Below are 19,755 nucleotides of genomic sequence, written 5' to 3'. Positions count from 1 at the left end.
CTCTGCCAATTAACCGAAAAAGTTCCGTACGTGTTCCAGTCCGTCCACCAGGGCGTCGACCTCGGCGGGCGTGGAGTACAGATAGAACGACGCTCGCGTCGTCGCAGGAATTCCGTACCGCAGGCAGACCGGCCGTGCGCAGTGGTGTCCGACCCGGACCGCGATGCCCTGTTCGTCGAGCACCTGGCCCACGTCGTGCGGGTGGATGTCACCGAGCGTGAAGGAGATCGTGGCGCCACGGTCCTCGGCCGTCGCCGGCCCGATGATCCTGAGGTCCGGGACCTCCAGGAGCCGCTTCACCGCGTACTCGGTGATCGCGTGCTCGTGCCGGTAGATCTTCTCCATGCCGATCGCCGAGAGGTAGTCCACGGCCGCGCCGAGGCCGACGGCCTGGGCGATCGGGGGCGTACCGGCCTCGAACTTGTGCGGCGCGGGGGCGTAGGTCGACGAGTGCATCGACACGGTCTCGATCATCTCGCCGCCACCGAGGAACGGCGGCAGGTCCTCCAGGAGCTCCTGCCGTCCCCAGAGCACGCCGATGCCGGTCGGGCCGACCATCTTGTGACCGGTGAAGGCCACGAAGTCGGCCTGCAGCGCCTGCACGTCGAGCACCATGTGCGGGGCGGCCTGCGAGGCGTCGATGCAGACCAGCGCGCCGACCTGCTGGGCCCGGCGGATGATCTTCTCGACCGGGTTGATCGTGCCCATGATGTTGGAGACCAGCGTGAAGGAGACGATCTTCGTCTTCTCCGTGATGATCTCTTCGATGTTGGACAGGTCGAGGCGGCCGTCGTCGGTGATGCCGAACCACTTCAGCTTCGCACCCGTGCGCTGCGAGAGCAGCTGCCACGGCACGATGTTGGAGTGGTGCTCCATCTCCGTGGTGACGATCTCGGTGTCGTGGTCCACCCGGTAGGGCTCATCGGCCCAGCCGAGCATGTTGGCCACGAGGTTGAGCGACTCGGAGGCGTTCTTGGTGAAGATCACCTCGTCGCGGCTGGGCGCGTTGATGAACGCGGCGACCTTGTCACGGGCGCCTTCGTACAGCGCCGTGGCCTCCTCCGCGATCGTGTACACACCGCGATGCACGTTGGCGTTGTGCCGCTCGTAGTACTCGTTGAGGGCGTCGAGCACCTGGCGCGGCTTCTGCGAGGTCGCGGCGCTGTCCAGGTAGACGATCTTCTTCCCGTCGTGGACCGTACGATCCAGCAGGGGGAAGTCCTTGCGGATCGCCTCGGTGTCGAGGAGGCCCGGCAGCTGTGTCACGCGGAAGCGCCACCCTTCACATATGCCTCGTAGCCCTCGTTCTCCAGCTTGTCGGCGAGCTCGGCGCCGCCGGACTCGGCAATGCGGCCGTTGGCGAAGACGTGCACGAAGTCGGGCTTGATGTAGCGGAGGATCCGCGTGTAGTGCGTGATCAGCAGGGTGCCGACCTCGCCGGTCTCGCGGACCCGGTTGACGCCCTCGGAGACGATGCGCAGGGCGTCGACGTCCAGGCCGGAGTCGGTCTCGTCGAGGATCGCGACCTTCGGCTTGAGGAGCTCCAGCTGGAGGATCTCGTGGCGCTTCTTCTCACCGCCGGAGAAGCCCTCGTTGACGTTGCGCTCGGCGAACGCCGGGTCCATCTGGAGCCCGGCCATCGTCTCCTTGACCTCCTTCACCCAGGTACGCAGCTTGGGCGCCTCGCCGCGGACGGCGGTGGCGGAGGTGCGGAGGAAGTTGGAGACCGAGACACCGGGGATCTCGACCGGGTACTGCATCGCGAGGAACAGACCGGCGCGGGCGCGCTCGTCGACGGTCATCTCCAGGACGTCCTCGCCGTCCAGGGTCACCGAACCGCTGGTGATCGTGTACTTGGGGTGACCCGCGAGGGAGTACGCGAGGGTGGACTTGCCGGACCCGTTGGGGCCCATGATGGCGTGGGTCTCGCCCTGCTTCACGGTCAGGTCGACGCCCTTGAGGATCTCCTTCGTGGCGTTGTCGGCCTCGACGGAGACGTGCAGGTCGCGGATTTCAAGCGTTGCCATGGGTGACTCAGGACTCCTGGGTGACGGAGACGAGCACATCGTCCCCTTCGATCTTGACGGGGTATACGGGGACGGGGCGCGTCGCGGGAAGGCCGGACGGCTTGCCGGTGCGGAGGTCGAAGCTGGAGCCGTGCAGCCAGCACTCGATCATGCAGTCCTCGACCTCTCCCTCGGACAGTGAGACGTTCGCGTGCGAGCAGATGTCGTTGATCGCGTACACCTCGCCCTCGGTACGGACGACGGACACCGGGACGCCGTCGAGCTCCACCCGCTTCGGGGTGTCGTCCTCCAGCTCACTCAGCGCACAGGCTTTGACGAAGGCCATCAGACGGAAGCCTTCAGCTCGGTCTCGATCTTGTCGAGCAGCCGCGCCTCGACGTCCGGCAGACCGATCTGCTGGACGAGCTCGGCGAAGAAGCCGCGCACGACGAGCCGACGGGCCTCCTCGGCCGGGATGCCACGGGACATCAGGTAGAAGAGCTGCTCGTCGTCGAAGCGGCCGGTCGCGGAGGCGTGGCCGGCGCCGACGATCTCGCCGGTCTCGATCTCCAGGTTGGGCACCGAGTCGACCCGCGCGCCGTCCGTGAGGACGAGGTTGCGGTTCATCTCGTAGGTGTCGGTGCCCTCGGCCCTGGCCCGGATGAGGACGTCACCGATCCACACCGCGTGTGCGCCTTCGCCCTGGAGCGCGCCCTTGTAGGCGGCGTTGGACTTGCAGTGCGGGGTGTTGTGGTCGACCAGGAGGCGGTGCTCCTGGTGCTGGCCCTTGTCGGTGAAGTACAGACCGAAGAGCTCGACCTCGCCGCCGGTGCCCGCGTAGCTGACGCGCGGGTGGAGACGGACGAGGTCACCGCCGAAGGTGACGACGATCGACTTGAACGAGGCGTCCCGGCCGACCAGCGCGTTGTGCTGGCCGACGTGGACGGCGGTCTCGTCCCAGTCCTGCACGGAGACGACGGTGAGCTTCGCGCCGTCACCGAGGACGTAGTCGACGTTGGCGGCGAGCACCGCGTCACCGGTGTGGTCGATGACGACGACGGCCTCGGCGAAGGCACCCAGCTCGATGACCTGGTGGCCGTAGGCCACGCCGCCCTCGCCGTGCACCGCGATGCGGATCGGCTCGGTGAGCACGGCCTCCTTGGCGACCGTGACGACGGACGCCTGTTCGAAGGACGTGTACGCCTGGGCGGCGACGCGGTCCACCGGGACGCCGGCCTTGCCGAGCCGGGCGTCGTCACGGCCGACGGTCTCGACCGTGACGCCCTCGGGAGCCTCGATCGCGACCTTCACACCGCCGCCGTTGGCGACGGCCGTGCCGTCGTGCAACCCGCGCAGCCGCTCCAGCGGCGTGAACCGCCACTCCTCCTCGCGGCCGTGCGGGACCGGGAAGTCCGCGACGTCGAAGGACGGGGGCGCGCTCATGCGCGTGGCGACGGTCGACTCGGCGGCCACCGCGATGGACCCGGTGGTGGTGGACCCCGCCGGAATGTTCTGAGCCTCAGCCATGGCTGTCGTAGTGCTCGCTTTCTCTGTCAAAAGTCGGGGGATTCGGTCGTCGGGCCGTGCTAGCCGACCGAGCCCTCCATCTGCAGCTCGATCAGCCGGTTGAGCTCGAGGGCGTACTCCATCGGCAGCTCCTTCGCGATCGGCTCGACGAAGCCGCGCACGATCATCGCCATCGCCTCGAACTCCGTCAGACCACGGCTCATCAGGTAGAAGAGCTGGTCCTCGGAGACCTTGGAGACGGTCGCCTCGTGCCCCATCGACACGTCGTCCTCGCGGACGTCGACGTAGGGGTAGGTGTCGGAGCGGGAGATCGTGTCGACCAGCAGCGCGTCACAGAGAACGTTGGACTTCGCGCCCGGCGCGCCCTCGCCGATCTCGATCAGACCGCGGTAGGAGGTGCGGCCGCCGCCTCGCGCCACCGACTTGGAGACGATGTTGGAGGAGGTGTTCGGCGCCATGTGGACCATCTTGGCGCCGGCGTCCTGGTGCTGGCCCTCGCCCGCGAAGGCGATGGACAGGGTCTCGCCCTTGGCGTGCTCGCCCATCAGGTAGACGGCCGGGTACTTCATGGTGACCTTGGAGCCGATGTTGCCGTCGACCCACTCCATGGTCGCGCCCTCGTAGGCCACGGCGCGCTTGGTGACCAGGTTGTAGACGTTGTTCGACCAGTTCTGGATCGTCGTGTAGCGGCAGCGGCCGCCCTTCTTCACGATGATCTCGACGACCGCGGAGTGCAGCGAGTCGGAGGAGTAGATCGGGGCGGTGCAGCCCTCGACGTAGTGGACGTAGGCGTCCTCGTCGACGATGATCAGCGTCCGCTCGAACTGGCCCATGTTCTCCGTGTTGATACGGAAGTAGGCCTGCAGCGGGATGTCGACGTGGACACCCTTGGGCACGTAGATGAACGAGCCGCCGGACCACACGGCCGAGTTCAGCGAGGCGAACTTGTTGTCGCCGACCGGGATGACGGTGCCGAAGTACTCCTTGAAGAGCTCCGGGTGCTCCTTCAGCGCGGTGTCGGTGTCGAGGAAGATGACGCCCTGCTCCTCCAGGTCCTCACGGATCTGGTGGTAGACGACCTCGGACTCGTACTGCGCGGCGACACCGGCGACCAGGCGCTGCTTCTCCGCCTCCGGGATGCCGAGCTTGTCGTAGGTGTTCTTGATGTCCTCGGGCAGGTCCTCCCAGGACTCCGCCTGCTTCTCGGTGGACCGCACGAAGTACTTGATGTTGTCGAAGTCGATGCCCGAGAGGTCGGAGCCCCAGTTCGGCATGGGCTTCTTGTCGAAGAGCCGCAGGCCCTTGAGGCGCAGCTTCAGCATCCACTCGGGCTCGTTCTTCTTGCCCGAGATGTCGCGGACGACCTCCTCGGAGAGCCCGCGCTTGGCTGCGGCACCCGCCGCGTCGGAGTCGGCCCAGCCGAATTCGTACGTGCCCAGACCCTCGAGCTCAGGGTGGACAGTCTCCGTAGGGAGCGTCATGCGGGGTTCCTCCCGGCCGTGCTTGCAGATGCTGAATTGGTGGTCTGTGGTGCTGAGTGGCCGCTGCGCGGAATGTACGTCGTGCACACACCGTCGCCGTGGGCGATGGTGGCCAGACGCTGCACATGCGTCCCGAGGAGGCTGGAGAAGAACTCCGTCTCCGCCTCGCACAGCTGCGGGTACTGCTCGGCGACATGGGCGACCGGGCAGTGGTGCTGGCACAGCTGCTCGCCCTGCTGCGGACCGGGCGCGCCACGCGCCGTAGCAGCGTACCCGTCGACCGACAAGGCCTTGGCCAGCGCCTCGGTGCGGGCCTCGGGGTCCGCGGCCTCGACCGCCGTGCGGTACGCCTCGGACTGGGCCGCGATCCTGGCGCGGGCGAAAGCGGTGACCGCCTCCTCGCCCGCGGTCTCGGCGATCCAGCGCAGGGCGTCCGCCGCGAGCTTGTCGTAGGACTGGTCGAAGGCGTCCCGGCCGCAGTCGGTGAGGGCGAACACCTTGGCCGGGCGGCCACGGGTCCGCGCCCCGTAGACCCGCTGCTCACGGGCCTCGACGACGCTGTCGGAGACGAGGGCGTCGAGATGGCGGCGGACCGCGGCCTGGGTGAGGCCGAGGCGCTTGGCCAGCTCGGCGACGGTGGACGGGCCGTGGTCCAGGATGGAGCGCGCGACCCGGTTGCGCGTCGAGCGCTCACCAGTCGCGAGTTCCTCCTGCGGAGCCTCGCCAACGTATTTCACAACGCCATTGTTGCGTAATTCATCCGGCCCTGACAACCACGGTCCGAAACGATCTACGGTGCCATTCATCACTTAGGGTTACCTAATTCGGCCCCGGGAGACGGGGTCATTCCGCCCCTGCCTAGACTTACCGGCCATGAAGAGCGAGTCGGCCGTAGAGGTCCGCGGCCTGGTGAAGCGGTATGGCCGCAAGACCGCCGTGGACGGCCTCGACCTGTGTGTACGCACCGGGGCCGTCACCGCTGTCCTCGGCCCCAACGGCGCTGGCAAGACCACCACCATCGAGACCTGCGAGGGTTACCGCCGCCCCGACGCCGGGACGGTACGGGTCCTCGGCCTCGACCCGGTCGCCGACGCCGCGAAGCTCCGCCCCCGGATCGGCGTGATGCTCCAGTCGGGCGGTGTCTACTCCGGAGCACGCGCCGACGAGATGCTCCGCCACATGGCGAAGCTCCACGCCCACCCGCTGGACGTCGACACCTTGATCGAGCGCCTCGGCCTCGGCAGCTGCGGCCGTACGACCTACCGGCGGCTCTCCGGCGGCCAGCAGCAGCGGCTCGCCCTGGCGATGGCCGTCGTCGGCCGCCCCGAACTGGTCTTCCTCGACGAGCCGACCGCCGGCCTCGACCCGCAGGCCCGCCGCTCCACCTGGGAGCTCGTACGCGAGCTGCGCACCGCCGGGGTGTCGGTCGTCCTCACCACGCACTTCATGGACGAGGCCGAGGAGCTCGCCGACGACGTCGCCGTCATCGACGCGGGCAAGGTCATCGCCCAGGGCAGTCCCGAGACGCTCTGCCGCGGCGGCGCCGAGAACACCCTGCGCTTCACCGGCCACCCCGGCCTGGACGTCGGGTCGCTGCTGAAGGCGCTGCCCGACGGCACCGCGGCGGCCGAGCTCACCCCCGGCGCGTACCGCATCAGCGGTGACGTCAACCCGGAGCTGCTGGCCACCGTCACCTCCTGGTGCGCGCAGAACGGAGTGATGCCGTCCGGCATCTCCGTGGAGCGGCACACGCTGGAGGACGTCTTCCTGGAACTGACCGGCAAGGAGCTGCGCGCATGAGCGCCGGTACGTACACCCCGCAGCCGGGCGCCGCCCCGCTGGGCCGCATGATCACCGCGCAGACCGCCCTGGAGACGCGGATGCTGCTGCGCAACGGCGAGCAGCTGCTGCTGACCGTGATCATCCCGACGCTGCTGCTGGTGCTGTTCAGCGCGGTCGACATCGTGGACACCGGCACGGGCGAGTCCGTCGACTTCCTGGCCCCCGGCATCCTCGCGCTGGCCGTGATGTCCACGGCCTTCACGGGCCAGGCCATCGCCACCGGTTTCGAGCGGCGGTACGGGGTGCTGAAGCGCCTCGGCGCCTCGCCGCTGCCGCGCTGGGCACTGATGACCGCCAAGACCCTCGCGGTGCTGGTCACCGAGGTGCTGCAGGTGGTGCTGCTCACGGTGATCGCGTTCGCGCTGGGCTGGTCGCCGCACGGCAACCCCTTCGCCGTCCTGCTGCTGCTCGTGCTCGGCACGGCTGCCTTCTCCGGGCTCGGGCTGCTGATGACCGGGACGCTCAAGGCGGAGGCGACGCTCGCCGCGGCCAACCTGGTCTTCCTGCTGCTGCTGGTCGGCGGCGGGGTCATCGTGCCGCTGGACAAGTTCCCGGACGCGGTGCAGTCGGTGCTCGGGCTGCTGCCGATCGCGGCCCTGTCGGACGGTCTGCGCGAGGTGCTCCAGCACGGGGCGTCGATGCCGTGGGGCGACCTCGGCATCCTGGCGGTGTGGGCGGTCCTCGGGCTGGGCGCGGCGGCGAAGTTCTTCCGCTGGGAGTGAGGCCACCGGAAGCGGGGCCGCCGGAAGTGCGGCCCCCTGGGAGTGAGGCCGCGAACGCGCTCCGTCGACGTTTCGGGTAACTCGTCCCCCTCGTGAAAGCTTGCACAAGCCGCCGCCTACGATGGTGCGCGTGCCCAAGCTGACCCGAGCCGAAGTCGCTCAAGCCGCGCGGAACCCGCTCCTGTACATCGCCGAGCGATGGACCCCCAGCCCCCGCACGGTCCGCCGTGCGGCCATGTCGGCCGTCGTCATGGCCGTAGTCATCGTCGTGACCGGTGGCGCGGTACGACTGACCGGCTCCGGCCTCGGCTGCCCGACCTGGCCCAAGTGCACCGACGAGAGCCTCACGGCGACGAGCGAGATGGGCTTCCACGGCGTCATCGAGTTCGGCAACCGGATGCTGACGTACGTCCTGTGCGCGGCCGTCGGATGGGCGATCATCGCCGCCCGGTCCGCCAAACCCTGGCGACGCAGTCTGACCAGGCTCGGCTGGGTGCAGTTCTGGGTGGTCATGGGCAATGCCGTGCTCGGCGGCATCGTGGTGCTGGTCGGCCTCAACCCGTACACCGTCGCGGCGCACTTCCTGCTCTCCACGGCGCTGCTCACCGTCGCGATGGTGACCTGGCAGCGGGTCCGCGAGGGCGACGAGGAGCCCCGGCCGCTGGTCGGCAAGGCGGTGTCCCAGCTGACCTGGCTGCTCGCGGTCGCCGCGGGGCTGCTGATCGCGGTCGGCACGGTGGTCACGGGCGCCGGACGGCACGCGGGCGACTCCAGCGACGTGCACCGCATTCCGATCGACTGGAAGATGATCACGCAGCTGCACGCCGATCTGGCCTGGGTCGTGGTGGCCCTGACCGTGGCGCTCTGGTTCGTACTGAAGGCCGTCGACGCGCCGATCGGACCGCTGCACCGCACCCGTGACCTCTTCCTGGTGCTGATGGCGCAGGGCGTGATCGGGTACGTGCAATATTTCACCGACACGCCGGAGATCCTGGTAGGCCTGCACATGCTGGGCTCGTGCCTGGTGTGGATCGCGGTCGTGCGGGTGCTCCTGTCGCTGCGTGAGCGTCCCGTGACCGTGGCCGCGGTGCCCGGCCCCGCCGCCGAGCAGCCGGAGCCCGCAGCGGCGGGCTGACCGAGGGCGGCCTCCCTCCCCCGTACGCCGATCGCCGGACGGTTCCTTCTCGGAACCGTCCGGCGATCGGCGTAGGAAGGGCACCGCGCGCTCAGACCTCGCACGCCCGGGCCACGCGCGCCCGGACCACGCGCGCTCAGGCCTTGTTGGAGGGGCCGCCGACCTGGATGCCGGCCATCCGCGTCCACTCGTACGGGCCGGTGCGGACCTTCGCGGCGAACTCCCCGTCGAAGGACTCGTGCATCGTGATCCCGGCCTTCCGCGTGGCGCTCTCGGCGACCTCGTACGAGGGGGCGACCAGGTCGCCCCAGCCGCCGTCCTCACCCACGAGCACGATGCGGGTGCCCATCTGCCCCATGTAGGCGAGCTGTCCCTCCGCACCGCCGTGCGCCTTGGAGAAGGCGCCGATCTCCTTGGCGAGCTTCGCCGCCCTGCGCTCCGCGCGGGCCGCCTGCTTGCCGCTCTCCACCTGGGTCCCTGCCGTCTCAGCCATGCCCAGGATGCTACCGACGGGTAGCGCAACGTGCGACGGGCGGGGTACGTGGCCTGGACCACGTACCCCGCCCGTCGGCAGGGATCGAGGAGCGGGACTACCTGAGGAAGGGGTCGACCGCGACGGCGACGAAGAGCAGCGAGACATAGGTGATGGACCAGTGGAACAGCCGCATCTCCTTGAGCTTTCCTCCGGTCACTCCGGCCTTGGCCCGGCTCTGCAGGCCGTGCGCCTCCCAGAGCCAGAACCCGCCGGTCGCCAGCGCCACCGCCGTGTAGAACCAGCCGGTGTAGCCCAGCGGCGTGAGCAGCAGCGAGACGGCCACCATCACCCAGCTGTAGATGACGATCTGGCGGGCCACCACCCGGTTGGACGCGATGACCGGAAGCATCGGGACGCCGACCCGGGCGTAGTCCTCCTTCACCTTCATGGAGAGCGGCCAGTAGTGCGGCGGCGTCCAGAAGAAGATGACGGCGAAGAGGATCACCGCGGCCCAGGACATCGAGTTCGTCACGGCCGACCAGCCGATGAGAACGGGCATGCAGCCCGCGATGCCGCCCCAGACGATGTTCTGCGAGGTACGGCGCTTGAGCAGCATCGTGTAGACGACGACGTAGAACAGCAGCGCGCCGAGCGACAGCGCCGCCGAGAGCCAGTTCACCAGCAGGCCGAACCAGACCGTCGAGATCGCCGCGAGGGCGAAACCGAAGACCAGGCACTCACGCGGGCTCACCATGCCGGTGACCAGCGGGCGCTGCGACGTACGGTCCATCAACGCGTCGATGTCGCGGTCGATGTACATGTTCAGCGCGTTGGCACCGCCGGCGGAGAGGTATCCGCCGATGGTGGTGGTGACAACGAGCCACAGGTCGGGTACACCCTGAGCGGCGAGGAACATCACCGGAACAGTGGTGATCAGCAGCAGCTCGATGATCCGCGGCTTGGTCAGCGCCACGAAAGCCTTGACACGGGCCCCGAACGGGCGATGGCCCCCTGGGCTGGGAGTCAAGGCGACCCCTGCGGGTCGGGACTCGACGGCCGTCACGCACACCCCTGACAGAGAAATCCCAGCAAGCTCCGGGCGTGAAGGCCCGGTAAAGACTTGCGCGAACCAGACCACTGTAGACGTTGGGGACAGGCCGTCCTTCGCGGGGGTGGGTCGTGTTGGAGCGGCGCGGAAGCGGGGCCCATGAGCTGGGGGTACCGCTCACCGGAGCGGAACAGAAGTATCGGGACGCGCTCGCCACAGGGCCCATAAGTAAGGAGAAGCGCTCATCGGAGTAGCGCAGAAGTGAGCCGTCGCGCTCATACGGGAGGCGAACTCCGCGGGCCGCCTGCACCCTGGAAAGCAGCGGAAAATGCATGTTCCGACGGGGGTAGGCTCGACAACGCCCGGTGCGGTCACAGTCACCGGTTTACAACAGTGGAGAGGAGCCCTGACTCAGGGTGAGCACCAAGCCGACCACCACAGATCTCCAGTGGACCGAATTGGACCAGCGGGCCGTGGACACTGTCCGTGTCCTTGCAGCGGACGCCGTACAGAAGGTCGGAAACGGCCACCCTGGTACGGCCATGAGCCTCGCTCCCGCCGCGTACACCCTCTTCCAGAAGGTGATGCGCCACGACCCCGCCGACGCGGACTGGGCCGGGCGCGACCGGTTCGTGCTCTCGGCCGGTCACACCAGCCTGACCCTCTACATCCAGCTCTACCTGGCCGGGTACGGCCTGGAGCTCGATGACCTCAAGGCCTTCCGCACCTGGGGCTCGAAGACCCCCGGCCACCCGGAGTACGGCCACACCACCGGCGTCGAGACGACCACCGGCCCGCTGGGCCAGGGTGTCGCCAACGCCGTGGGCATGGCGATGGCCGCCCGCTACGAGCGCGGCCTGTTCGACCCGGAGGCGGCCCCCGGCACCTCCCCGTTCGACCACATGGTCTGGGCCATCGCCGGTGACGGCTGCCTCCAGGAGGGCATCTCCGCGGAGGCGTCCTCGCTGGCCGGGCACCAGAAGCTGGGCAACCTGGTCCTGCTGTGGGACGACAACCACATCTCCATCGAGGGCGACACGGAGACCGCGGTCTCCGAGGACACCCTGAAGCGGTACGAGGCGTACGGCTGGCACGTCCAGCGCGTCGAGCAGTTGCCCAACGGCGACCTGGACCCGGCGGGTCTGTACCGCGCGCTGCAGGCCGCCAAGGCCGAGACCGGGCGCCCGTCGTTCATCGCGGCCCGCTCGATCATCGCCTGGCCCGCGCCGCACGCCCAGAACACCGAGGCCTCGCACGGCTCGGCGCTCGGTGACGAAGAGGTCGCCGCCACGAAGAAGGTCCTCGGTTTCGACCCGGAGAAGACCTTCGAGGTCGCCGACGAGGTCATCGCCCACACCCGTGAGGCACTGGACCGCGGCCGTGAGGCCCGGGGCGAGTGGGAGAAGACCTTCGCCGCGTGGCGCACCGCCAACCCGCAGCGCGCCGCCGAGTTCGACCGGATCGCCGCCGGCGAGCTGCCCGCGGGCTGGGAGGACCGGCTTCCGGTCTTCGAGCCGGGCAAGGGTGTCGCCACCCGTGCCGCCTCCGGCAAGGTGCTCCAGGCGCTCGGCGAGATCATCCCCGAGCTGTGGGGCGGCTCCGCCGACCTCGCGGGCTCGAACAACACCACGATCGACAAGACGTCGTCGTTCCTCCCGGCGGGCAACCCGCTGCCGGGCGCGGACCCGTACGGCCGCACGATCCACTTCGGTATCCGCGAGCACGCCATGGCCGCGGCCATGAACGGCATCGCGCTGCACGGCAACACCCGTATCTACGGCGGCACCTTCCTGGTGTTCTCCGACTACATGCGCAACGCCGTGCGCCTGTCCGCGCTGATGCACCTGCCGGTGACCTACGTGTGGACGCACGACTCGATCGGTCTCGGCGAGGACGGCCCGACCCACCAGCCGGTGGAGCACCTGGCCGCGCTGCGTGCCATCCCGGGCCTGAACATCGTCCGCCCGGCCGACGCCAACGAGACCTCCATCGCCTGGCGCGAGATCCTGCGCCGCTACACCAAGGTGTTCGGCAAGGGCGCCCCGCACGGTCTGGCGCTGACCCGCCAGGGCGTTCCGACGTACGAGGCGAACGAGGACGCGGCCAAGGGCGGCTACGTGCTCTTCGAGGCCGAAGGCGGCGAGGCCCAGGTCCTCCTCATCGGTACCGGCTCCGAGGTGCACCTCGCCGTCGAGGCGCGTGAGGAGCTGCAGGCGGCCGGCATTCCGACCCGGGTGGTCTCGATGCCGTCGGTCGAGTGGTTCGAGGAGCAGGACCAGGCGTACAAGGACAGCGTCCTGCCGCCGTCCGTGAAGGCGCGCGTCGCCGTCGAGGCCGGCATCGGCCTGACCTGGTACCGCTACGTCGGTGACGCCGGCCGGATCGTCTCGCTGGAGCACTTCGGTGCCTCGGCCGACGCCAAGGTCCTCTTCCGCGAGTTCGGCTTCACCGGCGAGCACGTCGCCGCCGCCGCGCGGGAATCTCTCGCGGCAGCCACGCGCTGACGCCGTTATACGACTAGTAGGAGATGCAATTCTCATGACAGACGCACTCAAGCGCCTCTCCGACGAGGGCGTGGCGATCTGGCTCGATGACCTGTCGCGCAAGCGGATCACCTCGGGCAACCTCGCCGAGCTGATCGACCAGCAGCACGTCGTGGGCGTCACCACCAACCCGTCGATCTTCCAGAAGGCGATCTCGCACGGGGACGGTTACGAGCAGCAGCTCACCGACCTCGCCACCCGCAAGGTCACGGTCGACGAGGCCATCCGCATGATCACGACGGCCGATGTACGGGACGCGGCGGACATCCTGCGTCCGGTCTTCGACGCCACGGACGGCCAGGACGGCCGGGTCTCCATCGAGGTCGACCCGCGTCTGGCCCACCGCACCGACGCCACCGTCGCCGAGGCCAAGCAGCTGGCCTGGCTGGTGGACCGGCCCAACACGCTCATCAAGATCCCGGCGACGAAGGCCGGTCTCCCGGCGATCACCGAGGTCATCGGCAAGGGCATCAGTGTCAACGTCACGCTGATCTTCTCGCTGGAGCGCTACCGCGAGGTCATGGACGCCTACCTGGCCGGCCTGGAGAAGGCGAAGGCCGCGGGCCTGGACCTCTCCAGGATCCACTCGGTGGCCTCGTTCTTCGTGTCCCGCGTGGACACCGAGATCGACAAGCGCCTCGACTCCCTCGGCACCGACGAGGCCAAGGCGCTCAAGGGCAAGGCGGCGCTCGCCAACGCCCGGCTCGCCTACGAGGCGTACGAGGAGGTCTTCTCCTCGGACCGCTGGGCCGCCCTCGACAAGGCCCAGGCCAACAAGCAGCGTCCGCTGTGGGCCTCGACCGGCGTCAAGGACCCCGCCTACAAGGACACCCTGTACGTCGTCGACCTGGTCGCCCCCGGCACGGTGAACACCATGCCCGAGGCCACCCTGGACGCCACGGCCGACCACGGGCAGATCACGGGCGACACCATCACCGGCACCTACGAGCAGTCCCGCGCCGAGCTCGACGCGGTGGCGAAGCTCGGGATCTCCTACGACGACGTCGTCCAGCTCCTCGAGGACGAGGGCGTCGAGAAGTTCGAGGCGGCCTGGATCGACCTGCTCAACTCGACCGAGGCGGAGCTCAAGCGCCTCGCCCCTTCGGAGGGCTGACCACCTTGTCTGGTGTTCCCGGAGCCAACCCGCTTCGTGACCCCCAGGACCGACGGCTCCCGCGCATCGCGGGACCGTCGGGCCTGGTGATCTTCGGGGTCACGGGCGATTTGTCCCGCAAAAAGCTGATGCCCGCCGTCTATGACCTGGCCAATCGCGGCCTGTTGCCGCCGGGTTTCTCCCTCATCGGTTTCGCACGCCGCGAGTGGCAGGACGAGGACTTCGCACAGGAGGTCCACGACGCCGTCAAGCAGCACGCCCGTACGCCGTTCCGCGAAGAGGTCTGGCAGCAGCTCATCCAGGGGATGCGCTTCGTCCAGGGCAACTTCGACGACGACGAGGCCTTCGAGCACCTGAAGACCACGATCCAGGAGCTGGACAAGGCGCAGGGCACGGGCGGCAACTTCGCCTTCTACCTGTCCGTGCCGCCGAAGTTCTTCCCCAAGGTCGTCCAGCAGCTCAAGAAGCACGGACTCGCCGACCAGAAGGAGGGCTCCTGGCGGCGTGCCGTCATCGAGAAGCCCTTCGGCCACGACCTGAAGAGCGCGCAGGAGCTCAACCAGATCGTGCACGACGTGTTCCCGCCCAACGAGGTCTTCCGGATCGACCACTACCTGGGCAAGGAGACCGTCCAGAACATCCTGGCGCTGCGGTTCGCCAACACGATGTTCGAGCCGATCTGGAACAGGTCGTACGTCGACCACGTCCAGATCACGATGGCCGAGGACATCGGCATCGGCGGCCGGGCCGGCTACTACGACGGCATCGGCGCCGCCCGCGACGTCATCCAGAACCACCTGCTCCAGCTGCTGGCACTGACCGCGATGGAGGAGCCCGGCTCCTTCCACCCGAAGGCCCTGGTCGCCGAGAAGCTCAAGGTGCTCACGGCGGTGGAGCTGCCGGAGGACCTGGGCAAGCACACGGTGCGCGCCCAGTACGTGCACGCGTGGCAGGGCGGCGAGGAGGTCCCCGGGTACCTCGACGAGGACGGCATCGACCCCAAGTCGAAGACCGACACCTACGCCGCGATCAAGCTGACGATCAACAACCGCCGCTGGGCGGGCGTGCCGTTCTACCTCCGTACCGGAAAGCGGCTCGGCCGCCGGGTCACGGAGATCGCGGTCGTCTTCAAGCGGGCTCCGTACCTGCCCTTCGAGTCCGGCGCCACCGAGGAGCTGGGCGGCAACGCCCTGGTCATCCGGGTCCAGCCGGACGAGGGCGTGACCGTGCGGTTCGGCTCCAAGGTGCCCGGCACCTCGATGGAGGTCCGGGACGTCACGATGGACTTCGCCTACGGCGAGTCCTTCACGGAGTCCAGCCCGGAGGCCTACGAGCGGCTCATCCTCGATGTGCTGCTCGGCGACGCCAACCTCTTCCCCCGGCACCAGGAGGTCGAGCTCTCCTGGAACATCCTCGACCCGATCGAGGAGTACTGGGACAAGCACGGCAAGCCCGCACAGTACCCGGCGGGCACCTGGGGTCCGGCCGAGGCCGACGAGATGCTCGCACGAGACGGACGGAGCTGGCGCCGGCCATGAAGATCGATCTCACGGAGACCACTTCCAGCAAGATCAACCAGGCGCTGGTCTCGGCCCGCCGGGCCATCGGCACCCCGGCCATCGGCATGGTGCTCACCCTGGTCATCGTCACCGACGAGGAGAACGCGTACGACGCGCTCAAGTCGGCCGGTGACGCCTCGCGCGAGCATCCCTCGCGGATCATCGCGGTGATCAAGCGGGTCAGCCGCTCGCCGCGCAGCCGCCGGGACGCCCGGCTCGACGCCGAGGTGCGGGTCGGTTCCGACGCGGGCACCGGCGAGACGGTCGTACTGCGTCTCCACGGCGAGCTGGTCAACCACGCCCAGTCGGTGGTCCTGCCGCTGCTGCTGCCGGACGCCCCGGTCGTGGTCTGGTGGCCCGAGGACGCGCCCGCCGACCCGGCGAAGGACCCGCTGGGCGCGCTCGCCCAGCGCCGGATCACGGACGCGTACTCGGCGGAGCACCCGGGCAAGGAGCTGGCGGCGCGCGCCGACTCGTACAACCCGGGCGACACCGATCTGGCCTGGACACGCATCACGCCGTGGCGCTCGATGCTGGCGGCCGCGCTCGACCAGCAGCACGTCGAGGTCGTCTCGGCGACGGTCGAGGGCGAGTCGGAGAACCCGAGCTGCGAGCTGCTCGCCATGTGGCTCGCGGACCGGCTCAAGGTGCCGGTGGAGCGCACCGTCTCCGCCGGCCCCGGTCTGACGGCCGTGCGGATGGAGACCAAGAACGGCGTCATCGTCCTGGACCGTCCCGACGGTTCGCTGGCCACGCTCTCGATGCAGGGCCAGCCGGACCGCGCGGTGGCGCTCAAGCGGCGGGACACCGCCGAGCTGCTCGCCGAGGAGCTGCGCCGTCTGGACCCGGACAACACCTACGAGGCGACGGTGAAGTTCGGCGTGTCGAAGCTCGGCGGACCGGCCGGCCCGCAGCCGGCCGAGCCCGCCCCGGCCGCCGCCCCGGCCGCCGCGAAGAAGACCGCGGCCAAGAAGGCGGCGTCGAAGTGAGTGCCCCTCAACTCGTGGTGCACCGCGACAAGGAGCTGATGGCGCAGGCCGCCGCGGCCCGGCTGATCACGAAGATCGTGGACGCCCAGGCCGCACGCGGCTACGCCTCGGTGGTCCTCACCGGCGGGCGCAACGGCAACGGCCTGCTGGCCGCGCTCGCCGGCGCGCCCGCCAGGGACGCGATCGACTGGTCGCGGCTCGATCTGTGGTGGGGCGACGAGCGGTTCCTGCCGGAGGGCGATCCGGAGCGCAATGTCACGCAGGCCCGCGAGGCGCTGCTGGACTCGGTGGAGCTGGACCCGTCCCGGGTGCACGCGATGCCCGCTTCGGACGGCCCGTTCGGCAACGACGCCGACGCGGCGGCGGCCGCGTACGCCGAGGAACTGGCCGCCGCGGCCGGTCCCGAGGACCACGGCCCGGTGCCGACGTTCGACGTGCTGATGCTGGGCGTCGGCCCGGACACGCATGTCGCGTCGCTCTTCCCGGAGTTGCCCGCGGTACGGGAGACCGAGCGCACCGTCGTCGGTGTGCACGGCGCCCCCAAGCCGCCGCCCACCCGCGTCTCGCTCACGCTGCCCGCGATCCGGGCGGCGCGCGAGGTGTGGCTGCTCGCCGCGGGCGAGGACAAGGCGGAGGCCGCGGAGATCGCGCTCTCGGGGGCCGGGGAGATCCAGGCCCCGGCGGCCGGTGCGTACGGACGCAGCCGCACGCTGTGGCTGCTGGACGCGGCGGCGGCCTCCCGGCTGCCGCGCGCGCTGTATCCGCCGGCCTCTCCCTGAGTGACCGTCAGTACCGTTGCGCACAGGCCCGGTTCGCTCCTCGGAGCGGCCGGGCCTGCTGCGTGAGGGCGCGAAGGACTCGGGCCATGGTGCGTAGCGGGACCGTGGTGATGGGTGCGTCGGACGTACGGCGTGCGGCGGAGTTCTGGAGGGCGGCGCTCGACCACGTGGAGCGTGAGCCGTCGAAGGACGACCGGGTGGTGCTGGTCCCGGCCGAGGGGCCCGGCGCCGGGCCGGCCCTGGGCCACAGCGGTACACCGGTGCAGGAGGCCCCCCGGGTCCACCTCGATCTGTACACCGAGGTGCGGGACGCCGGGGTGGACCGGCTGATCGCACTCGGCGAACGGAGCGGGTCGACTGGGATCTGTACCCGGACGACCCGGACTTCGTGGTGCCGGCGGACCCCGAGGGAAGCCGGTTCTGCGTGATCGACACCACGCACGGCTGACCGGGGTCAGCCGGTGGGCGGGACGCGCTCCAGGAAGGGTTCCAGCAGGCCGGGCACGGCCTCGGAGGCGAAGTCGAGGCCCTCGCTCACGTCCGTGTCGTACGCCGTGTACGCGCCCGCTCCGGCGGCCGTCGTCGCGGTGACGCTCAGCACCCCGGCCCGCCGCTGGAAGTACGTCTGCCGGACCGTCCAGCCGATGACTCCGGCCCGCTCCAGCGCGGCGGTCGAGCGCCTGACGCTGCCGGACCTCACCACCAGGTAGTCGCCGCTGATGGCGTGCCCCAGGCCGCAGTACGCGTCCCGGGCCAGGAACACCCCGGCGGGCAGCGCCACGACGGCCCAGGCGAGCGCGATCCAGAGCAGGACGGGTGTCAGCAGCACACCCAGGAGGGCCAGGACCAGCGCCGGGGCCGCGACGGCCCCGAACGCCCGGCGCAGCCTGCGGCCACGGGCCGCGAGGGGGTGCCCGGTCAGCGGGGCGCCGGTCGGGGACGTGGTCTCGCGCAGGACGTCGGCGGCCACCGCGTCGGCGACGGTCCTGGGCGCGGCGGGCAGCAGGGTGTTGTGGTCGCCGTGCTGCTCCTCGTCGTCCTTGGCGAGTCCGGTGGTGATCGCGTCGACCCGGGCCGCGCCGAAGGTACGGATGCCGAGCGGTTCGACGAGGTCGATACCGCGCAGCCGGCGCTCCTCGATGGAGACGGAGCGGGAGGTCAGCAGTCCGCGGCGGATGCGCAGGGTGCCGCCGGGTTCGCGCTCCAGCCGGTAGTTCCACCACATCTCGATCCACAGGCCGAGCGCGCCGACGACACCGGCGAGCACCGCGGCGAGGGCGAGGGTCACGATCATGGCGAGCAGCGAGGTGTCCCGGAACCGGTCGCCGACCCACTCGATCACCCGCCCCTGCGCCCCGAACCAGTCGCTGACCTGCATCACCGCGCCGGCCGCCGCACCGCCGAGCGCGGGGGCGACGAACGAGACCGGCGCGTAGCGGATCCAGCGCGGGTCGAGGGCGACGAGCTCGCCCTCGCGATGGGTGCCCGGGGCGCCGGTGGCCATGCGTTCCAGCAGTTCGCGGCGGAGCCGTTCGCCCTCGGGCCGGGTGACCGGGTCGAGTTCGAGGGTGGAGTCGTTGCCGGAGTGCTCGCCGGTGCCGATGCGGACGGTGACCAGGCCGAGCACCCGTTGCAGCAGATGGGCGGTGAGGTCGACGCTGCGGATGCGTTCCCGGGCCAGTGAGCGCTTCTTGACCAGGAGCAGTCCGGTGTGGAGCTCGACCCGGTCGACGCCGACGCGGTAGCGGGTGCGGCGCCACCGTACGTGGTCGCCGGCCGCCGCGGAGCCGATCAGCAGGATCGAGCCGGCGAGGACCCAGGCGACCGCGGGCCCGAAGCCGAACCGTCCGGACAGGCCGAGCGTGGTGGGCACGGCCGCACCGGCGGCCACTCCGGCCGTGACGAGAGCGCTGACGAGCACCGTGCGCCGGTCCAGGTGCCGCCAGTCGGCGGCGGTGGCCGTGCCGGGGCCCTGGGCCCGGCTCTGCTCGCCCCCGGCGTCCGGGGAGGGGGAGAGCGCCGCCTCGGAGCTCATGTGGCGTCCCCGGGGGTGTCCTGGGTGATCCGGGTCAGCCGCTCGGCCAGTTCGGCCGCCGTTTCGTGGTCGAGGCCCTCGATCCGCACCTCGCCCTTGGCCGACGCGGTGGTCACGGTGACGGTGGCGAGCCGGTAGAGCTGTTCGAGCGGTCCGCGCACGGTGTCCACGGTCTGGATCCGGGACATCGGGGCGATCCGCCACTCCTGCCGGAAGACCCCGGTCCTGACGTACACCGCTTCGTCGGTGACCTCCCAGCGATGGGTGCGGAACCACCAGGCGGGGAGGAGGACGGCGCAGCCGGTGCCGAGGACCGCGAGGATCGCGGCGGGCAGCAGCAGCCAGAACCGGGCGGGCTCGATGAGTACGCCCAGCACGGCCAGGACGACCACGGGGGCCGCGGTCAGCAGCAGCCACTGGGCCCGCCACCATCCCACGGCCCTCGCGTCCAGCGTGTTGTTCGGCGGCCGCAGCCGCACCGTCCCCTCCCCCGTGGTCAT

At 70.0% G+C, this 19,755-nt stretch carries 18 protein-coding genes and 1 pseudogene; 9 read left to right on the top strand and 10 right to left on the bottom strand.

Features of this window, described 5'->3' with window-relative positions; all coding sequences use genetic code 11:
* Nucleotides 1-9: 9 nt before the first annotated feature.
* Genes OG611_RS17765 through OG611_RS17740 form a run of 6 tightly spaced genes read right to left on the bottom strand, consistent with a single transcriptional unit; the run spans nucleotide 10 to nucleotide 5,751 of the window.
* A complete protein-coding gene (locus OG611_RS17765; RefSeq protein WP_266420966.1) occupies nucleotides 10-1,266 on the bottom strand; it encodes a cysteine desulfurase in 1,257 nt (418 codons plus the stop codon).
* Nucleotides 1,263-2,027 carry a Fe-S cluster assembly ATPase SufC gene (sufC, locus tag OG611_RS17760; RefSeq protein WP_124718331.1) on the bottom strand — a complete coding sequence of 255 codons (765 nt, stop codon included), beginning with the start codon at nucleotides 2,025-2,027 and terminating at the stop codon, nucleotides 1,263-1,265. The genes OG611_RS17765 and sufC overlap by 4 nt, the downstream gene beginning before the upstream one ends.
* Before the next feature lie 7 nt (nucleotides 2,028-2,034).
* Complete coding sequence (locus OG611_RS17755; RefSeq protein ID WP_072483053.1) at nucleotides 2,035-2,352, bottom strand: bifunctional 3-phenylpropionate/cinnamic acid dioxygenase ferredoxin subunit; 318 nt, start codon at nucleotides 2,350-2,352, stop codon at nucleotides 2,035-2,037.
* The gene (gene sufD, locus OG611_RS17750; RefSeq protein ID WP_266420961.1) at nucleotides 2,352-3,533 is read right to left on the bottom strand and encodes a Fe-S cluster assembly protein SufD; all 1,182 of its coding nucleotides are present in this window, start codon (nucleotides 3,531-3,533) and stop codon (nucleotides 2,352-2,354) included. The genes OG611_RS17755 and sufD overlap by 1 nt, the downstream gene beginning before the upstream one ends.
* Before the next feature lie 59 nt (nucleotides 3,534-3,592).
* Nucleotides 3,593-5,014, bottom strand: coding sequence for a Fe-S cluster assembly protein SufB (sufB, locus tag OG611_RS17745; RefSeq protein ID WP_266420958.1), 1,422 nt, complete (start codon nucleotides 5,012-5,014; stop codon nucleotides 3,593-3,595).
* Nucleotides 5,011-5,751, bottom strand: a complete 741-nt coding sequence (locus OG611_RS17740) for a metalloregulator ArsR/SmtB family transcription factor (protein WP_266420955.1) — start codon at nucleotides 5,749-5,751, stop codon at nucleotides 5,011-5,013. Before OG611_RS17740 ends, sufB begins: the two co-directional genes overlap by 4 nt.
* A 136-nt stretch (nucleotides 5,752-5,887) precedes the next feature.
* Between OG611_RS17740 and OG611_RS17735 the strand changes: the two genes are divergently transcribed.
* The 3 genes from OG611_RS17735 to OG611_RS17725 all read left to right on the top strand — a co-directional run bounded on the left by OG611_RS17735 (nucleotide 5,888) and on the right by OG611_RS17725 (nucleotide 8,713).
* Nucleotides 5,888-6,814 (top strand): ABC transporter ATP-binding protein, encoded by a 927-nt coding sequence (locus OG611_RS17735; RefSeq protein ID WP_266420954.1) that lies wholly within the window; start codon nucleotides 5,888-5,890, stop codon nucleotides 6,812-6,814.
* Nucleotides 6,811-7,578, top strand: a complete 768-nt coding sequence (locus OG611_RS17730) for an ABC transporter permease (protein WP_266420952.1) — start codon at nucleotides 6,811-6,813, stop codon at nucleotides 7,576-7,578. The genes OG611_RS17735 and OG611_RS17730 overlap by 4 nt, the downstream gene beginning before the upstream one ends.
* A gap of 121 nt (nucleotides 7,579-7,699) precedes the next feature.
* A complete protein-coding gene (locus OG611_RS17725; RefSeq protein ID WP_266420949.1) occupies nucleotides 7,700-8,713 on the top strand; it encodes a heme A synthase in 1,014 nt (337 codons plus the stop codon).
* Nucleotides 8,714-8,849: 136 nt separating this feature from the next.
* On the opposite strand, the gene OG611_RS17720 is transcribed toward OG611_RS17725, so the two are convergent.
* Together OG611_RS17720 and OG611_RS17715 are read right to left on the bottom strand one after the other, a co-directional pair.
* Nucleotides 8,850-9,206: a hypothetical protein gene (locus OG611_RS17720; protein ID WP_266420946.1), complete on the bottom strand. Its 357-nt coding sequence runs from the start codon at nucleotides 9,204-9,206 to the stop codon at nucleotides 8,850-8,852.
* Nucleotides 9,207-9,303: 97 nt separating this feature from the next.
* Nucleotides 9,304-10,251 carry a heme o synthase gene (locus OG611_RS17715; RefSeq protein WP_266420943.1) on the bottom strand — a complete coding sequence of 316 codons (948 nt, stop codon included), beginning with the start codon at nucleotides 10,249-10,251 and terminating at the stop codon, nucleotides 9,304-9,306.
* Nucleotides 10,252-10,652: 401 nt separating this feature from the next.
* On the opposite strand from OG611_RS17715, the gene tkt reads away from it, so the two are divergent.
* The 6 genes and pseudogenes from tkt (at nucleotide 10,653) to OG611_RS17685 (ending at nucleotide 17,668) form a co-directional block, all read left to right on the top strand.
* Entirely contained in the window at nucleotides 10,653-12,740 is a 2,088-nt protein-coding gene (gene tkt / locus OG611_RS17710; RefSeq protein WP_266420940.1) for a transketolase, read from the top strand.
* 34 nt (nucleotides 12,741-12,774) lie between these two features.
* Nucleotides 12,775-13,893 (top strand): transaldolase, encoded by a 1,119-nt coding sequence (gene tal, locus OG611_RS17705; protein ID WP_266420937.1) that lies wholly within the window; start codon nucleotides 12,775-12,777, stop codon nucleotides 13,891-13,893.
* Between the two features lie 5 nt (nucleotides 13,894-13,898).
* Nucleotides 13,899-15,431: a glucose-6-phosphate dehydrogenase gene (gene zwf, locus OG611_RS17700; protein ID WP_266420934.1), complete on the top strand. Its 1,533-nt coding sequence runs from the start codon at nucleotides 13,899-13,901 to the stop codon at nucleotides 15,429-15,431.
* Entirely contained in the window at nucleotides 15,428-16,441 is a 1,014-nt protein-coding gene (opcA, locus tag OG611_RS17695; protein WP_266420931.1) for a glucose-6-phosphate dehydrogenase assembly protein OpcA, read from the top strand. The genes zwf and opcA overlap by 4 nt, the downstream gene beginning before the upstream one ends.
* The gene (pgl, locus tag OG611_RS17690) at nucleotides 16,438-17,220 is read left to right on the top strand and encodes a 6-phosphogluconolactonase (protein WP_266420928.1); all 783 of its coding nucleotides are present in this window, start codon (nucleotides 16,438-16,440) and stop codon (nucleotides 17,218-17,220) included. The genes opcA and pgl overlap by 4 nt, the downstream gene beginning before the upstream one ends.
* An 86-nt stretch (nucleotides 17,221-17,306) precedes the next feature.
* Nucleotides 17,307-17,668 (top strand): annotated as a pseudogene (locus tag OG611_RS17685) (VOC family protein).
* 6 nt (nucleotides 17,669-17,674) lie between these two features.
* Here the strand turns inward: OG611_RS17685 and OG611_RS17680 are convergent.
* Both OG611_RS17680 and OG611_RS17675 read right to left on the bottom strand, forming a co-directional pair.
* Nucleotides 17,675-19,255: a PH domain-containing protein gene (locus OG611_RS17680; protein WP_266420926.1), complete on the bottom strand. Its 1,581-nt coding sequence runs from the start codon at nucleotides 19,253-19,255 to the stop codon at nucleotides 17,675-17,677.
* Nucleotides 19,252-19,755 (bottom strand): PH domain-containing protein, encoded by a 504-nt coding sequence (locus OG611_RS17675; RefSeq protein WP_266420923.1) that lies wholly within the window; start codon nucleotides 19,753-19,755, stop codon nucleotides 19,252-19,254. The genes OG611_RS17680 and OG611_RS17675 overlap by 4 nt, the downstream gene beginning before the upstream one ends.

The sequence above is a fragment of the Streptomyces sp. NBC_01363 genome, assembly GCF_026340595.1.
Classification (GTDB): domain Bacteria; phylum Actinomycetota; class Actinomycetes; order Streptomycetales; family Streptomycetaceae; genus Streptomyces.
Note: the sequence above shows the minus strand (reverse complement) of the source record. Positions and strands in the feature narration are given on the sequence as shown.

Coding starts and splice junctions, on each gene's coding strand:
- tal (WP_266420937.1), top strand. CDS start 12,775: ATGACAGACGCACTCAAGCGCCTCTCCGACGAGGGCGTGGCGATCTGG.
- OG611_RS17735 (WP_266420954.1), top strand. CDS start 5,888: ATGAAGAGCGAGTCGGCCGTAGAGGTCCGCGGCCTGGTGAAGCGGTAT.
- opcA (WP_266420931.1), top strand. CDS start 15,428: ATGAAGATCGATCTCACGGAGACCACTTCCAGCAAGATCAACCAGGCG.
- sufC (WP_124718331.1), bottom strand. CDS start 2,027: ATGGCAACGCTTGAAATCCGCGACCTGCACGTCTCCGTCGAGGCCGAC.
- sufB (WP_266420958.1), bottom strand. CDS start 5,014: ATGACGCTCCCTACGGAGACTGTCCACCCTGAGCTCGAGGGTCTGGGC.
- OG611_RS17755 (WP_072483053.1), bottom strand. CDS start 2,352: ATGGCCTTCGTCAAAGCCTGTGCGCTGAGTGAGCTGGAGGACGACACC.
- OG611_RS17725 (WP_266420949.1), top strand. CDS start 7,700: ATGGTGCGCGTGCCCAAGCTGACCCGAGCCGAAGTCGCTCAAGCCGCG.
- OG611_RS17675 (WP_266420923.1), bottom strand. CDS start 19,755: ATGACCACGGGGGAGGGGACGGTGCGGCTGCGGCCGCCGAACAACACG.
- OG611_RS17730 (WP_266420952.1), top strand. CDS start 6,811: ATGAGCGCCGGTACGTACACCCCGCAGCCGGGCGCCGCCCCGCTGGGC.
- OG611_RS17720 (WP_266420946.1), bottom strand. CDS start 9,206: ATGGCTGAGACGGCAGGGACCCAGGTGGAGAGCGGCAAGCAGGCGGCC.
- OG611_RS17680 (WP_266420926.1), bottom strand. CDS start 19,255: ATGAGCTCCGAGGCGGCGCTCTCCCCCTCCCCGGACGCCGGGGGCGAG.
- sufD (WP_266420961.1), bottom strand. CDS start 3,533: ATGGCTGAGGCTCAGAACATTCCGGCGGGGTCCACCACCACCGGGTCC.